The following is a 14,083-nucleotide window of genomic DNA, read 5'->3' as shown; positions in this document are numbered from 1 at the left end:
ATACACACCAAATTGTTGTTATTGCATAATCACATTCAGAGTATATAACAACTTCCCGTCGACAATGTCGACCGAAACTACTTCAAATGACAAACCCATTGGCATCAATACGCCATGACCAGCATTCAACTCGTTTAGATCAATGCCTAAGCCTTTCGCATTCTCAATTTGCAAAACCACATCGGAAGCATTCTCGGCTAACAATAATGGCGAATTAAATTGAATCGTTTGCCCAACCTCATAAGCCACTACATGCTGCAAGGTCACACCACCTGTCACGATTGCAGCAGAATTACTCGCCACGGCGCTTAAGGCTTGCATGTCCTGTCTGAGCCACTGCTTTAAAACATCGTCCGCTTTCGAGCTTACAGAAGAATTTAGGTAGTTCGTGATTGCAGTATCATTACCTTGCACATAATCCAAGAAAGTCTTAATCGCACTCGGTCTAATGGATGGATCTAAAGGAATAACTTTATTGGCCACCGTGTTAAATAGATCTCTCGATTTATCATCCATCGGGGCTAAAAGACTGGTCAGCTTTTTAGATGCAGTCCATTCAGCCTTAATTGCCTCTTTCTGCTCAAGCAGATATTCCTTATCAAGTAATGATTTAGAAATCTTCTGATCCACTAATGCCTCAAACTCTCCAAATTGCAAAGGATGTGAACTCCAGTCCAATGCTTCTGCAACTTCGGGCAACTTGTCATCAGGTGTGATGCCGTATTTCAATGCTTGCTTCTCAGTCAAAGCAATAACGGTGCATCTGCAACGAAAACCCAATGGAGGGTAATGCGTTAGCCAAAATGGGTGGTCAATCGGCAGTACAATTCGATTCAATGCCAAATGTGCAGGACGCACACGTGAATCATTGATAGCCGAATACATCAGATACTGACGTTTATCTTTATTCCGTTGTTGTTGTTGCCAACGTCCATGACCATATGCGCTTTGTATATTGGTGCGAAAGACGTTGTCCAGGTAATGCTTAGGTAAAACGATTTCTGATTCAGCTACAAGCTTCTGAAAATCGTTGAAGGTACCACCCGATGCTAAGGTTTTATTGAGTGACTTAATCACCGACTCAGCTTGTTCTAGGCTCGACAGAAAGCTAACCGTAGTCGCCATTTGCCGTGTCTTAAGATCCATTGAGTAAAACTCATTAGGCAGCACCACTTTCTTACTATGCGCATACTGCAGCGCTTCAAGAAACGTGACTGGTTGCATTTCAACACCCACAAAAAAACCTCCTTTCGGAGGCTTTCTAAAGTAAAAAGACTATTTAAAAAAACTTGCTACGGTATTAACTGTCCATTGCAATACTGCCAAAAACACAGCAATACCAACTAGTATTAACCACCCATTATTAGACTTTGCAGATTTTGCTTTTCTATCTTTTTGCTTGGGTTGCATGGCACCACAATTTGAATGCTGGCATTGACCAAATAAAGTAGTACCACCACAGTATTTACAGCTCATTTTGGTTTCACTTGTTATTAAATGCCAAATAAGCATGCCATCACATATCAATTAAAGCTAGCTCACTTCTCACTTTGCGCTGCGACATACCCAAGTACATCCCCTGCATACAAAGCCTGATCTAAATTCGCTTTAAATTGAGCCTTAGATGCCATAGGAATGAGTTGCATTAAATTGCTTGCTAGATCCTGTGGATCGGTCGAATCAGCCACTAGTTGTTTAATCTGATCTTGATTCAATAGTTCAAGGTCATCCTGAGCATCTGTCAGCTCATCCACTTCCTGCTGTTCAGGTGACTGCTTTTGCACAGAAGCCTTAAAGCTGAATGCTTGATGAGGTAATGCTGAGAATTTAGTGTTAGGGATTGCATCATCGGTATTCATCTTGAAATGCTCAGCCTTGATGCCGTATGTCTCAATCACATACTGGTCATTAAACTCAACACCTAATGTTTTAAGCTTAATATCACGATCAACAACAGCGACTTTAAGATCCTGCTCACCACCTAAAACGATCGTGTGCCTCTCAAAGTTATTCAGCAGGCAGAGTGCGTCAATAAGCTCTTGAATTGTAGGTGTGATCATGCGCAGATCTGAATTACGCTTATCTAAGCGAACATCATTATGTACTTCGCCTAAAGCCCGACTACCAACACCATCCGTACTACTTGTGAGCGTTTGACCTAAGACCACCTTTTGAATACGGCGAGTTAAAACATTATCAAAGGCTTCAAATGCTGTACTGCCACCATTAGAAGAACTTCCACCTATAGTTTCTACCGAATCCTCTGCGCCAATAGACATAACTGATTGAGCATGTGCATTGAGCAAAGCCGATGTCATTGCATCAATATCATCCTGTTTACGATCTTTACCACCTACTTTCCCCAATAAGATTGGCGTACCAAAACGTTCTAAGAACTTGACCCAAAACTTTGTTGTATTGGTACGGAAGAACCATAGCCAATAAACCTTCGACAGTAATGGATCACCATAAGGCTGTTTGAATGTAGGTTTACGGCGTGTCAAAAAGAACTTAAGTGGGTATTTGGCATTTACATCAATTTCTGTAGCATTTTGTCGGTAAATTAAGCGTCCATCATTCTTAGGCTCAAACCATTCTAGAGGTTTAACTACAATCTCATTTAAGGTGAATTTACTATCACTGGTAAGTTCGTAGTTAGCCTCCATAACCGAATAACCGTATGGGCAAGCTTCCCATGCACCTGAGACGATCTCTGCATGCCAGCGAGTGAATAAATCCTTTAGGAAGACCGTTTGCTCACCATGATCTTCAACAAATCGCCACGGCGCATTGAGAACTGCATCAAGGCGTGTCTCCATGGCCTGTGCAATCTCATCATCTACCATAAGGACTGATAATCGTTGCCGGGTTAGCCCAGCCTGACGAAGTACTTCGTCAATATCAGCTTTGCGACCCAAAGTGAATGCAAGGTTTTCAACAGCAACTTCTGTCATTAAACCAGCTGATTTAGGCTTTATTTTCTTACTTTCTGACTTCTTTGCCATCTTAAAAACCTTTTAGAAACTTCGTGAACCTCCCCCTCCTGGTCTTAATCGTGCAGGTGGTTTGATATCACTAAAACAGATCATGACGCTATCAGCCCGGTTAGGTGACAAAGCACCATCGGGTTGCTTATTTACAAGGATTTTGCCAGCACCGTTTTTACTGTAGGTCGGCTGTGATAACTCACGCTTAAGTTGCTCTAGTTCGCGCTTATCCAAATCTTCAGTCGATAGCGAGATAAGTGAGTCAGGATCGTATTGCATGCCTTGTAGTGCTCTGTAAGTGTTCTGGAAGCGCATGCGCAAACTCCACCACATTTGAGCCTTTAGATTTGCGAAGAAATCGATATTCTTCCGAGCTTCTACCATCTCAAGCTCTGGGTTATGTACTGCACCCGAGCCCCTGAACGGATCTGCTTGGATCTCATCAATTCCTTTTCCGCTGTTCTGCTCATTGATGACTCGGGCATCACCGCGAACACCAGCTCCCAAACCATCTGCATCGTAAAAGAACAAATTCAGTTTTTGCTCCAAGCAGATATCGATCGCCTTTTGGGTTGTTCCAAAGATGTCATCACCAATGCCTGACCACGTATCCAAATATTGCAGAACAATGCCGTGACGTGAGGCAAAGGAGTTTTTATCCTTACCCTCATCTGCCACATCAAGTGCACCATTACGCTCACCTGATGGCTGTATATCGAGTTTTATGTGCAAATCTACTGCAGCTTCAACCCATGCTGATGGAATCAATACACCTTCAACTGAAGCGGCGTAATCAATATCAACTTCTTGGGCTAAGACAATATCGTCAAGCGTCGCAATTTGCTTTTCATACCATGGATGAATCAACTTCCCATGGAGTGAAACAGTCCAGTTTTTATCTGGATTATCGCGCCATGCCATCGTAAACACGGCGTAACGTCCACTGAAGCGATCTTGGTGAAACTTGTCACCAATACCGTTTGGCGTTGATCCCTTGATATGAACGTTTGTGTTCTGCGATATAGCTGCATCTACAGCTTCTTGACGCTCTACGAATGCCCATTCATCAAGAAAGTACATTGTGGTACGTCCACCACGGCCAATGTTGTCTCCAGCCTCACCCGTAACCGTTGCACCATTATCAGGATTGATAATACGCATGTAGTTGTCGTGGACCTTTTCGACAAAACTTTTCGGCTTCATCCAATCAGGAAGTTTTGAGAACATATCTCGAAACTTGTGCAGCAGCGTTTTAGGATCGCCCTTCTTATCAACTAGATCCTCTTTACGACTACCCACACCACCAGCAAAGCCCTCTACAAATAGCCACCGGTGCAGATAAAACCCCAGTACAACATAGCTCATACCTTCATCACGACTCTTCTCAATGAGGCCGTGAGTTTGAGTGCTTTCACGCTCAAGTAACCAGTCGACCAATTCGACTTGACCAGGGCGAAGTACAAACGGAATATTTGCCGGTAATCCAAAAGGCATCCCCCTTGGATCGTAGGTCCACACCCAATGATTAAACCAATGTGCTGGATCATTCTTGCACTTGTAGATCTCAGCCTGAATGCTGAGTTCGCTTTGCTCTATTACGGCTCGGTAATAGTAACGTCTAGTCATCTCAGCAATGACTTCAGGCAAACGTATGCTAATCGTCCACTCTTTGATGAGGGGCGCTATTTCTTCAATTGCGTAACTCATAATTTGCCATTAATTGCTAAGCGAGATAGTTCTTGTGCTGACATCCCAGCAAGCTGCTCAGGGGTATACATAGGGGGGCGCTGGCTGTGCTCTGTTTCAGTTTTAATCGCACCACCATCTTTGCCTGTAATTTCCAACTTGCGCTCGTAGTGGCCTTTCACGATCTTCTGAATTTGATCAATCAGCTTAATCGACATCACCACATTGCCTTTCTTCGAAACCAAAAGGTCACTCAAGATTTGCAATTGAATAATGTCGTTTGCACCGATAATGTTGTAGATCGGTTGATCAATATATTTCTGCCGAGCCTCATGGAATAAATCCACTAACTCTTGCGATAGATCTGCACCTGCAGTCTTTGTTGGGTCATATGATTCCACCTGTTGTGGGGAAACATCTATCTTAAAGTTTTCCTTGATGGACACTACCACCTCAGTAGGTGTCATAAACTGTGCAAGTGACCGAACAATAAAGACTTTTTCTGCTTTTTTAAGCCTTGCCATAACTCACTATCCATCAAGGTACATCAAGGTAAGTGGGCAAAAAAATTCACCATTTTATAAAAACTTTATCCAATAAAAAAACTCACCCTAAGGTGAGTTCTTTCTAGATTCTTATGACTATGCAAGTAAATACTTGAGTGACTTTGTTTTGAAAAGATTCATGAAGGCATCAAATAAACTATCTTTGAGCTTTTTGAAAAATGTCTTAACAAAAAATTTAGCAGCTACTGGTAAGTGCTCAAATAAAAAAATTCGAAATAATCGCAAATTAAATCCATGCTCATTATACGAAGATGCTACAAGTCCACTTAATAACTGAAAAGTTTGAAAAGAAACTTCGACCAAGATTGTCGTAGCACTAATTAGAGTTACGTTCAGAATTCCACTCATTTTTAAAAACCTCTTTTAGAATTACAAAAATAGTGATCAACTTGTATTAAAAAAATAGATCACTATTTTGCTCATCACTTTACGAAGGTTTTTCGACGTTGGGTTATACATAGAATTCTCATAATATTATTATGTTATGAGTTATTTATACCCTTAAAGGCTGGTAGCGTCAAACAAGATAGCCAAATAAAAAGAGCCCTCAGGCTCAATTGATCACACAGTTCCCACAACACGCAGACACATTAAAATCAGATACAAACGGCGCAGTCTTTGTGATATCGACTAAGCGCTTAACAGTCTCGTTTGCACCCCAACGCTTGACTACACCATAGAACTCTTCAACATCGTGACCAGCTAAATAATACTTAGGTAAGCCAGTATTGTCGCTGTAAATAATCTCGTCGTCTTGATCACGTTCTACGCCTATGTGGTAGAGCTCATGTTCTATAAGAGCACAAAAATCATGATCTGAAGCTTGCTCACAGAATGATGCATCGATGGTAATTAGATAAACAGGTACACAACCAAACCAATCTCGCATCTGCTGTTCCTGCCGGGCTTTCTTCCATCCGCCCTGGTTAAACATCACTTTTTCACATTGGCCTAGAACCATGCGTTTTTTTGACTGGCATGCAGATGATGCCCAAGCAAATGCTAAGAAGGTTTCATCATCGTGCAGTAGCTCTGAGATATGGTCATGATCTGGATTGTGGAGCTGGCCACCAATGGTTAGAAAGTTTTTAATCACCCATTCTTTTAATTCCACGGCGGGCGCAAGGCGAATAGCATCTTCTTCCTCAGCCTGATCAATGAGATCCGTCGGTGGGAATGGTCTGATCTGTTCCATCTACTAATCTCTCTAACTTCGACTTAATCCAACGAATCACACAACCCGACTCAATCGCATGCGGCTCAAAACGCTGAATCTTGTAACCCATATCTTCAGCCAGATCATATTTATTAAATGCATTCGCTATTTTTTTTCCACCACGCCCGACAGCCCAGGGACTACCAGCTATCTCAATAAGAAGCCTCAGCTTCACAATATAAAAATCGAATCGCCAGTTTTTAGTGGATTCAAATTGAAATTTGCGCTCATAGCCAATCAGGTGTTCTTCTAATTCTTGGAATAGGGTTTCCTCAGCCTCTAAGTATTTTTCTTTTGCTTTCGGTAAAGGTTTAGTGCGTAGTTTCGTTTTAGGTGGACGCTTGTTGGTTTTCCAGAAATAGTCATCTGCGTTCATAAATTGCGCCCATAAAAAAACCGCACTGAAAATAATTAATGCGGTTTTGTGAAATTAATACTATTCCATCTTTTCCTATAATAATAGCGGAAATTTAAATTAACTTACCTCACCATTTTGATCATCGAGAGAAGATTGATCTGACTCCTCTTTAAGCATATCGCTAATTAAAGATTTTAAAATTCTATCTATTTCATGAGCCTTATAAATATTTTGCTCAAGATCACTCTGCTCAAAGTCTTCAATGTGTATCAATTGATTCCTATATTCTCTGAGCACTTGGAGGGAATAATATACTTTTGGTTCAATAATTTTTCTAGAAAGCATATGGCGAGCCAGCCTCATATTATTCATGAGCCTTGAGTCCATATTGTCACTATATTTCAATAATTTAGTGATTTTAAATAGAGAGCTTTCTATGCTTTTCCATAGCAGCAGAAATTCTCCATATTTTTCATTTATATTTATATTTACACTGTCTAAAATATCATATTTTTCTTCTTCTTTTACTTCCACATCACTCAATTTCTCTAAAGCAGACATGATAATTTTCTGAATCTTTTCCGACTTATTAAATAAATTATCATATTGTTCTTTAGTAAGAAAATTATTGTGTGCAACTGTACACCTAATTTTATATAACTCTTCCCAATTGGTTTTAAGCTCTTCAGAAGAACAATTTATTATAGGTTTAAAATACCTATCCCAATTTGACATCGGAAGTTTATTTTTTAAATCTTTTAACTGCTCTAGAGATATCTCTTCCGCCTGACTAATAAAACCAAAAATACTATTCGATTTATCCGTTGAGAACTCTCTAAACAAAAAATTAGATAATTGAATAAAATCAGTTTTATATAAGATATTCTGACTTTCTATTTTTTTAGTTTCACTCTTTACGGAATCTAATACCTCTAATGGTAAATTATAGGTTATAGAATTTTTACCCACTTTAGTTATCATAAACTTTGTAATAAGTTTACGCATTGAATTTTCAAGTTCATGAATTATTGGGTATGCTTTTATGGCATAGTCACTACTTATATCATCTCTTAAAACCAAAGGTTCTTTCTCATTTGCAACTTTGGCTAAAATTGTTCTTACAGCTTTAAGTAATTCTTGAAAACTGTTACTTTCATCTTCATTAGAATTAGTAAATGTAAGGTGATAAAAATTATTATTAGTATCACCAGAAATTTCCCCTTTAGATACATCAAAACCAAATACTTTATCTTTCCATCTAATATTTTGTTTAACGAAAGTAATATACCCAGACGCACTCAACAACGATTTAAAATTTGTTACTGAGCTACAAATACCTAGATTTGAGTCAAATGTACATAAATATTCTACAGTTTTCGGTGTGTACATAAAAATTCTTAATTATTGCGCTTTTTTAAATTTATCATTTATCTAAGCAATTGAAAACTTATAAATTATAAAATTCATAATTAATTTTGACTACACATCAATAATCGAAAGCATTATTCTTTATCTACTATTGAAAAGTTGGGTTTTAATTTGTCTTGAAAAGACTACTTGCCTATTAAAAATATACTCATCAATTTTCTGATCGTTAATAATACCCAATTCCTCTCTTAATTTATTTTGAAGATTTAAAGCCTTGAAGCCTAAATCTTCCATCAGATTAATTAATAACTGTTCCTCTGGAACTCGATCTTGTCCATCGTTTTCATACCAACTTCTTATAGCCACACTAATTGACTTAGTCTTGAGACTTAGTTCAAATGTAAAATCCATAATTTCTTTCTTTGTAACTGGTTCAGAAATAAAACTAGATTTGTGTAAAGAGGAAACTAATCTCTTATTTGATTGAAAAAAAACTATGTGAAAATCTTTCTCAGGCATTATTCGGAAACTATTTATATCCAATATAAAAATCATCCATGCATCTACGAGCTCTAAATAAACATCTCTCTTAGCTTCAGCGAGCTTATCAGCTCTGAAATTATCATGTACTTTTTCAGCAGTTTTTCTAACTGTTACTAATAAAGCAAGAGCTCCAATTAAAGCACCAAGAAGGGTTCCAGCAAATCCAATGTCAATTTCAAACATTTTTTAACAAAAATAAATAAAGTTTAAGAACTATATATCAAAAAACAACTGATATACATTGCAATAAAAAAGCTCATCATATGATGAGCTTTAACTAAAAATCTCTTAGGCGAGATAACCAACAATCTTACTACCCAAAGCACCGCCCAACACAATCAAAATAGCATCAGCTGTTGCACTTATAGCCTTCGACAAGTTCTCTTTCATAAATATACCTCCATTAAATAAACTTTTAGTGAAATTTGGATCTTTTAATAAACAAAGAAAAATTAGTACTAAAAAAAATGAAAGTGCTTTAAAAAGTAATAAGGTTATGTCAAGGAATCCCAAACCGAAGCTTAGCTCCCTAAGAAATCTTTAAGTTTATAAAGTGAATTACTATAACTTCGTCCACTATAGCAGAAATATGCCATATACCTTGATCAAGGTCAAGTTAGCATATTCTCAATTTGCACTTATAGCTTTGCTTTAATACTATTCACCTAAGCACTTAAAATAATTGATCTAATGTCTGAACCTCAGTTTTCTCTTAGTGATTATCTATCCACCGTACAGGAAGTAATTCAAATTACTTTCAATGATCCTGTATGGGTGAAAGCTGAGATCCGTAATCTTAATATTAAGGGCGGACATTACTATCTTGAGTTAGCTGAAAAGGATGAAAGCACCGACAAAGTTATAGCAAGTTGTAAAGGAACCATCTGGAAATTTACAGCTCAGAAAATGGTGCTTAAGTTTGAAAGAGAAAGCGGCGTAGAGCTTTCAAAGGATTTAAATGTCTTGGTAAAAGTCAGAGCCAAGTTTGATCCTCAGTATGGCTTTTCAGTGAATGTTGAAGATATTGATTCAAGCTATACCCTTGGAGATATTGCACGGCGCTATCAACAGATTTTAGAAAGACTTACCTCTGAAGGCCTATTAAATAAAAATAAGCTCATCCCTGCTCCCTTTGATATTCAGAATGTCCTGGTAATTGCTCCTGAAAATGCTGCAGGTCTAGGTGACTTCAAAAAAGATGCCGATGCTTTAGAAAAAGCTGGTGTATGTCATTTCAAATACTATTCAGCCACATTTCAAGGGAACACAGCAGCACAGAGTATTATCACCTCTCTAAGTAATGGTCTCAGACAATGGGCTACTGATTTCAGTACCCCGCCTGATCTCATCGTTATTATCCGCGGTGGTGGTGCTGTAAACGATCTTGCCTATTTAAATGATTACGAACTGGCTGCCTTGTTGGCCAAACGAACCGTTCCGATTTGGGTCGGCATTGGTCACGAAAAAGACCGTACGATACTAGATGAAGTTGCAAACCGTTCATTTGATACACCAAGTAAAGTGATTGGTGGTATTCGTAATCTTATCGCTGAACGGACGCAGGACGTCTTAGATGCATTTCAAACCATCAAGCTATTATCTCAACATCAAATCACGGCGTACCAAAGCCAAAATGATCAATACATGAGAGTGATTAAGACGCTTGCGCATGGGCAGATCAATGAAGCAAATAAGAGCGTAGATTTGATGCGAAGCACCCTACATTACTTAGCCCAGCAACAGATCAAACTGGCAACGAATCAAGTCGAATCACTGATGCGTGAAACCTTAATCCAGAATCCACGAAACGTGATGGCTAAAGGCTACGGAATTGTTCGTAGTGAAGGAAAAGCTATGCGCTCTATTAAACAGATTTCAGGTAATAACATCCAGGTCGAATTACAAGATGGTACCATTCAAGCGAATGTAACGAAGGTAATTAGTAATGAATAAAAAAGAACTCTCTTTCAAGGAAGGATATGAAGTCCTAAAAAAGAATGCTGAGCTATTGGAGTCACAGGAAGAACCAGACATCGATAATTTAATGAAAATCGTTGAAGAGTCTATGGTGGCATACAAAGCCTGTAAAACACGTGTAGATGCAGTTCAGCAGGCTCTGAATGAGACGTTTAAGGATTAGTTAAAATGAATAAAAGTATGAAATTTCTTTGAGTTTCGAAGTATCTATAATCCAAGGATCGTGAATTATCACATCTCCAGTTTTTATATTTACTTTGTCATCTTTCAGCTGAATAGAATGAACAACACACAAGATTACCTTCTTGGTTTTATCCTTATACAATTCGACTTCATTGTAGGTAAAAATTACCGATGAACCATTAGATTGCGTTCCTTTTACTTCAACAAAATGCTCAACCCCATCTTTATAGGCAATCATATCAAATGGAGAGTTTCCACAAATACTTTGTCCATTTTTATGAGTTAATCTAACTTCGTAACCTTTTTTAGTTAAAGCATCTTCAGCCTTTTTCATTGCATGCTGCTCAACCGCAACTCTCACTAACGCATTACTCTGAAAACCAGCACCACCATTACGATTTGATCTAAATTGGCTTGTAATAGCATTCTGTACTGCCCGCTCTTGGTCAGAATTAATGAATTCACCTGAATACGCTTTCACATACTCGATTGCTTTACTAATCCAATTATTCTGTAATGTATTTAAGTCCTTAATATTTTTATTTTTATCATAAATATAAAAGCTATTAGATTGCCCTGGGTTACCCTCTTTTTCACCCTTTATTCCATGTCCAATTTTGTATACTCGCTTATCAACTGGTAGCAAATACGAATCAGCTGCTTTCGCTTCAATAAAATAAATATTTTGTTCTATTCCATGAATTTCTCTATCTATTTGTTGTGCATCTCTAAAGACCGTAGCATTTTTATACCAGCCGACAATTACAGCCGATGAGCTATTTATCTCGTTAGTAAGGTTTTGTTGCACTAGGGCTTTAGGCAAGGTTGAGAAAAAGATTACTAATACATTTTCTAATTTATCCAGCCCTGTTTTTTTAGGATTAATTCTTTCAAGGTTGATCTTTCCTGAATTCATTGATGGCTGATAATAACCATATACTTTTCCACCGACATCTAAAAAATTGCATGCCTCAAAGCCTGTATTATCTTTATTATAACTACCTCCACCAATAGGAAAATCACCATTCATTGCGCCTTGGTAATACTCCATATAGCCAATACGAGCAAATAATACAGGCTGCTCAATAGGCTTAGTTACATTTAGGTTTCTGGAATTAATAATTTGTATAATATTATCTGCAACATGTTCTGGAATTGTATTTCCACTTCCACCTGGAGTCCAATCAGAAACTTCTCCCTCAAATCTCCTATTTAACTCCTCTTCTCCTATTAAAGGCTGAGAACTTAAAAATTCAAAACATAAATCGACGTTAAGCAACTCCTTGCCTAAACTTGCCTTTTCTGGATTCCAATGAGGTCTGTTTCTAAAATTATTAAATGTACCGTAAGCCATGATTCCTTTGGGCTCTTGTCCCAATCTCATCATTAAAAATCTATCACCATCCTTAATTCCTTTTTTTCTATTACCAGTAGACCATGGCTCTTTTACTATTTTACCCTCTTTCAAATCTTCTATTTGAAGCTCTAAATTAGTCCAAGCCCATTTTTTAGGGTTCCATAAGAATAAAATCGTTGCCATAACACCCTCTTATAATCATAAAGTCGCCCTATCTTAGTGCATTATTATTTTAAAACAATGCTTTAGATTTAAATTCACAAGCATTTACGATTATAAGATTTGAGCAAAAACATTATTTGTTTAATAATCCAATAAACCCATACCGAACATGCAAAGCTGCCAAACCACACTTAACATCAAATTTAGCATCCATTTCGGTACGGGTTGAGTTTTTCATTTCAGCCCATGAATTGTTATAAAAATAACGGCAAATGATGGCATCCAACCAATCATCTAAAACTTCAGATTGACCCTGCATATCTAGAATCAAACGCTGTACAGCGCGGGCTTCATTATCATCAATCTGACAGGCCAACTTGCTACGTCTAGACTTTGGCGGTTCAAAGTCACCTGTTAAGTAATCCACAATAATTTGCTGTTGTTGCTCTTTGGTCAGCTTCTTATATTTTTGAGCTTTCACAGCACTATCCATTGCTACAGCGATTGGATTGATACTTTTCCCACATGTACCAGATACGGTATTCATCCAAGCACCAAACTGATATAACCATCCCTCTAAATCAAAACGTGTCCAATCTACTACTTGCATAATCGTTACTGCTGCCGTCATCCCAAATCCCCTACCATCTTCTCTATTTGCTCAATCGCTTTGCCGCTTTTCACTTGCTCGGTGCTAAACCGTATTACCTGATAACCCATCATTGTTGCTTCGTTATATTTCTCTAAATCCCCTAAGTACCCCTTACCCCTTGTATGCCTGCCATTACTCCAGATCCCACCTTCTACCTCGACCAATATCTTTTTGCCCTTCAAATGGAAATCAGCTCTCCATTTACGTGTAGGGTGAAACTTAAACTCCTGCTCAAACTCAATCTTTAAGGCTCTAAGAGATGTGGCCAATATCACCTCTCCCTCACTCTGTACCTTTTCACCTTTAACCTTTGGACGCTTAGATTCTCTTTTGGGTTTATTGGCTCCGATCATCCTTTTGTATTCAGCAATGGAGTAGCTGCTACTCACACTTTTACCTCAAACAACTGTTTAGCCTTCTCAGATGGGATAAAACCTGCAGGTGTCGCGTCATCACGTAAAATGTATCCAGCTTGAACCAATTGATCTAAATAGCGTTGGACTGTACGTGTAGTCATCCCCATCATGCCCTGTACATCAACAACACTGGTCTTACCCCGTTTAGCCAGCATCTCCTGTAAAACCAAGATCATTCGTTCACCTTGTCTTACAGCTTGCCTTGCGCTGAAATTTTGTTGTTTCATGCTGTAGCCCCCATAAGCGTTCCAGTAAACCCAACTTGCTTGAGGTATGGTTCCCATTTCTTCGCTTGAGTTGGGTTCATCAGTTTGATTTTGATTCTTGATGCCAGTTGCTCGTATGAGTCACCCGGAGCACTGTGTTTACTCGCAAACTCTGGGTGATGTGCAAGTTTTAATGCAAACGCCGAGATTTGTTTGTCAGTGAGGTGCTTCGGTTCTGCTGCAGGTTTTTTGCCGTATCCCATTTTGGTTTCTTGAGAGTACTTAGTTCGGTATGCATGCAGCAGCCAATCGGCAAAGTAGAAATTCAGAAGTTCATCGCAAATGGTTTTGTCTTGGTTGTAAATCTCAAAAGCGCGTTTTTCTCGTTCCAGCCATTTCGCTGTCA

Annotated in this window: 15 protein-coding genes and 1 pseudogene; 2 read left to right on the top strand and 14 right to left on the bottom strand. The window is 38.5% G+C overall.

The genetic code is table 11. The features are described 5' to 3' along the window. Window positions 1–18: 18 nt before the first annotated feature. The 9 genes from RR876_RS14450 to RR876_RS14410 form a co-directional block, all read right to left on the bottom strand. Entirely contained in the window at window positions 19–1,224 is a 1,206-nt protein-coding gene (locus tag RR876_RS14450; protein WP_332477829.1) for a phage minor head protein, read from the bottom strand. A 51-nt stretch (window positions 1,225–1,275) separates the two neighbouring features. After that, complete coding sequence (locus RR876_RS14445; RefSeq protein ID WP_160362338.1) at window positions 1,276–1,512, bottom strand: hypothetical protein; 237 nt, start codon at window positions 1,510–1,512, stop codon at window positions 1,276–1,278. Between the two features lie 26 nt (window positions 1,513–1,538). Further along, entirely contained in the window at window positions 1,539–3,005 is a 1,467-nt protein-coding gene (locus RR876_RS14440; protein WP_332477828.1) for a DUF935 family protein, read from the bottom strand. A gap of 12 nt (window positions 3,006–3,017) precedes the next feature. After that, a complete protein-coding gene (locus RR876_RS14435; RefSeq protein WP_332477827.1) occupies window positions 3,018–4,694 on the bottom strand; it encodes a terminase in 1,677 nt (558 codons plus the stop codon). Next, complete coding sequence (locus RR876_RS14430) at window positions 4,691–5,197, bottom strand: DUF2280 domain-containing protein (RefSeq protein WP_332477826.1); 507 nt, start codon at window positions 5,195–5,197, stop codon at window positions 4,691–4,693. The genes RR876_RS14435 and RR876_RS14430 overlap by 4 nt, the downstream gene beginning before the upstream one ends. 595 nt (window positions 5,198–5,792) lie before the next feature. Further along, a complete protein-coding gene (locus tag RR876_RS14425; protein ID WP_332477825.1) occupies window positions 5,793–6,434 on the bottom strand; it encodes a putative metallopeptidase in 642 nt (213 codons plus the stop codon). Next, a complete protein-coding gene (locus RR876_RS14420; protein WP_332477824.1) occupies window positions 6,394–6,831 on the bottom strand; it encodes a hypothetical protein in 438 nt (145 codons plus the stop codon). Before RR876_RS14420 ends, RR876_RS14425 begins: the two co-directional genes overlap by 41 nt. A 99-nt stretch (window positions 6,832–6,930) precedes the next feature. Beyond that, the gene (locus tag RR876_RS14415; protein ID WP_332477823.1) at window positions 6,931–8,202 is read right to left on the bottom strand and encodes a hypothetical protein; all 1,272 of its coding nucleotides are present in this window, start codon (window positions 8,200–8,202) and stop codon (window positions 6,931–6,933) included. Window positions 8,203–8,322: 120 nt separating this feature from the next. Then, on the bottom strand, window positions 8,323–8,907 hold the full coding sequence (locus tag RR876_RS14410) for a hypothetical protein (RefSeq protein ID WP_332477822.1): 585 nt from the start codon (window positions 8,905–8,907) through the stop codon (window positions 8,323–8,325). Window positions 8,908–9,414: 507 nt separating this feature from the next. On the opposite strand from RR876_RS14410, the gene xseA reads away from it, so the two are divergent. Together xseA and xseB are read left to right on the top strand one after the other, a co-directional pair. Beyond that, window positions 9,415–10,677, top strand: a complete 1,263-nt coding sequence (xseA, locus tag RR876_RS14405; protein WP_332477821.1) for an exodeoxyribonuclease VII large subunit — start codon at window positions 9,415–9,417, stop codon at window positions 10,675–10,677. Then, window positions 10,670–10,864, top strand: coding sequence for an exodeoxyribonuclease VII small subunit (gene xseB, locus RR876_RS14400; RefSeq protein WP_332477820.1), 195 nt, complete (start codon window positions 10,670–10,672; stop codon window positions 10,862–10,864). The genes xseA and xseB overlap by 8 nt, the downstream gene beginning before the upstream one ends. Here xseB and RR876_RS14395 read toward each other — a convergent pair whose 3' ends face one another. From RR876_RS14395 to RR876_RS14375, 5 genes and pseudogenes are all read right to left on the bottom strand, one after another. Further along, on the bottom strand, window positions 10,865–12,424 hold the full coding sequence (locus RR876_RS14395; RefSeq protein ID WP_332477819.1) for a DUF3883 domain-containing protein: 1,560 nt from the start codon (window positions 12,422–12,424) through the stop codon (window positions 10,865–10,867). It abuts the gene before it with no gap. Between the two features lie 112 nt (window positions 12,425–12,536). Then, window positions 12,537–13,034, bottom strand: a complete 498-nt coding sequence (locus RR876_RS14390; RefSeq protein WP_332477818.1) for a hypothetical protein — start codon at window positions 13,032–13,034, stop codon at window positions 12,537–12,539. Continuing rightward, window positions 13,031–13,408 (bottom strand): DUF559 domain-containing protein, encoded by a 378-nt coding sequence (locus RR876_RS14385; protein WP_332477905.1) that lies wholly within the window; start codon window positions 13,406–13,408, stop codon window positions 13,031–13,033. Before RR876_RS14385 ends, RR876_RS14390 begins: the two co-directional genes overlap by 4 nt. Window positions 13,409–13,440: 32 nt before the next feature. Next, window positions 13,441–13,698 carry a hypothetical protein gene (locus RR876_RS14380; protein WP_332477817.1) on the bottom strand — a complete coding sequence of 86 codons (258 nt, stop codon included), beginning with the start codon at window positions 13,696–13,698 and terminating at the stop codon, window positions 13,441–13,443. Beyond that, window positions 13,695–14,083: pseudogene (locus RR876_RS14375) on the bottom strand (helix-turn-helix domain-containing protein); the annotation flags it as partial. The gene RR876_RS14380 and the pseudogene RR876_RS14375, both read right to left, overlap by 4 nt.

This window comes from Acinetobacter sp. (genome assembly GCF_036666595.1).
In the GTDB taxonomy this organism is placed as follows: domain Bacteria; phylum Pseudomonadota; class Gammaproteobacteria; order Pseudomonadales; family Moraxellaceae; genus Acinetobacter.
This window is presented reverse-complemented; position numbering and strand designations above follow the sequence as displayed.

Excerpts from the sequence above, each read along its gene's own strand:
- RR876_RS14440 (WP_332477828.1), bottom strand. The coding sequence starts at position 3,005 with ATGGCAAAGAAGTCAGAAAGTAAGAAAATAAAGCCTAAATCAGCTGGT.
- RR876_RS14390 (WP_332477818.1), bottom strand. The coding sequence starts at position 13,034 with ATGACGGCAGCAGTAACGATTATGCAAGTAGTAGATTGGACACGTTTT.
- RR876_RS14395 (WP_332477819.1), bottom strand. The coding sequence starts at position 12,424 with ATGGCAACGATTTTATTCTTATGGAACCCTAAAAAATGGGCTTGGACT.
- xseA (WP_332477821.1), top strand. The coding sequence starts at position 9,415 with ATGTCTGAACCTCAGTTTTCTCTTAGTGATTATCTATCCACCGTACAG.
- RR876_RS14450 (WP_332477829.1), bottom strand. The coding sequence starts at position 1,224 with ATGCAACCAGTCACGTTTCTTGAAGCGCTGCAGTATGCGCATAGTAAG.
- RR876_RS14430 (WP_332477826.1), bottom strand. The coding sequence starts at position 5,197 with ATGGCAAGGCTTAAAAAAGCAGAAAAAGTCTTTATTGTTCGGTCACTT.
- RR876_RS14410 (WP_332477822.1), bottom strand. The coding sequence starts at position 8,907 with ATGTTTGAAATTGACATTGGATTTGCTGGAACCCTTCTTGGTGCTTTA.
- RR876_RS14445 (WP_160362338.1), bottom strand. The coding sequence starts at position 1,512 with ATGCTTATTTGGCATTTAATAACAAGTGAAACCAAAATGAGCTGTAAA.
- RR876_RS14420 (WP_332477824.1), bottom strand. The coding sequence starts at position 6,831 with ATGAACGCAGATGACTATTTCTGGAAAACCAACAAGCGTCCACCTAAA.
- RR876_RS14380 (WP_332477817.1), bottom strand. The coding sequence starts at position 13,698 with ATGAAACAACAAAATTTCAGCGCAAGGCAAGCTGTAAGACAAGGTGAA.
- xseB (WP_332477820.1), top strand. The coding sequence starts at position 10,670 with ATGAATAAAAAAGAACTCTCTTTCAAGGAAGGATATGAAGTCCTAAAA.
- RR876_RS14425 (WP_332477825.1), bottom strand. The coding sequence starts at position 6,434 with ATGGAACAGATCAGACCATTCCCACCGACGGATCTCATTGATCAGGCT.
- RR876_RS14385 (WP_332477905.1), bottom strand. The coding sequence starts at position 13,408 with ATGATCGGAGCCAATAAACCCAAAAGAGAATCTAAGCGTCCAAAGGTT.
- RR876_RS14415 (WP_332477823.1), bottom strand. The coding sequence starts at position 8,202 with ATGTACACACCGAAAACTGTAGAATATTTATGTACATTTGACTCAAAT.
- RR876_RS14435 (WP_332477827.1), bottom strand. The coding sequence starts at position 4,694 with ATGAGTTACGCAATTGAAGAAATAGCGCCCCTCATCAAAGAGTGGACG.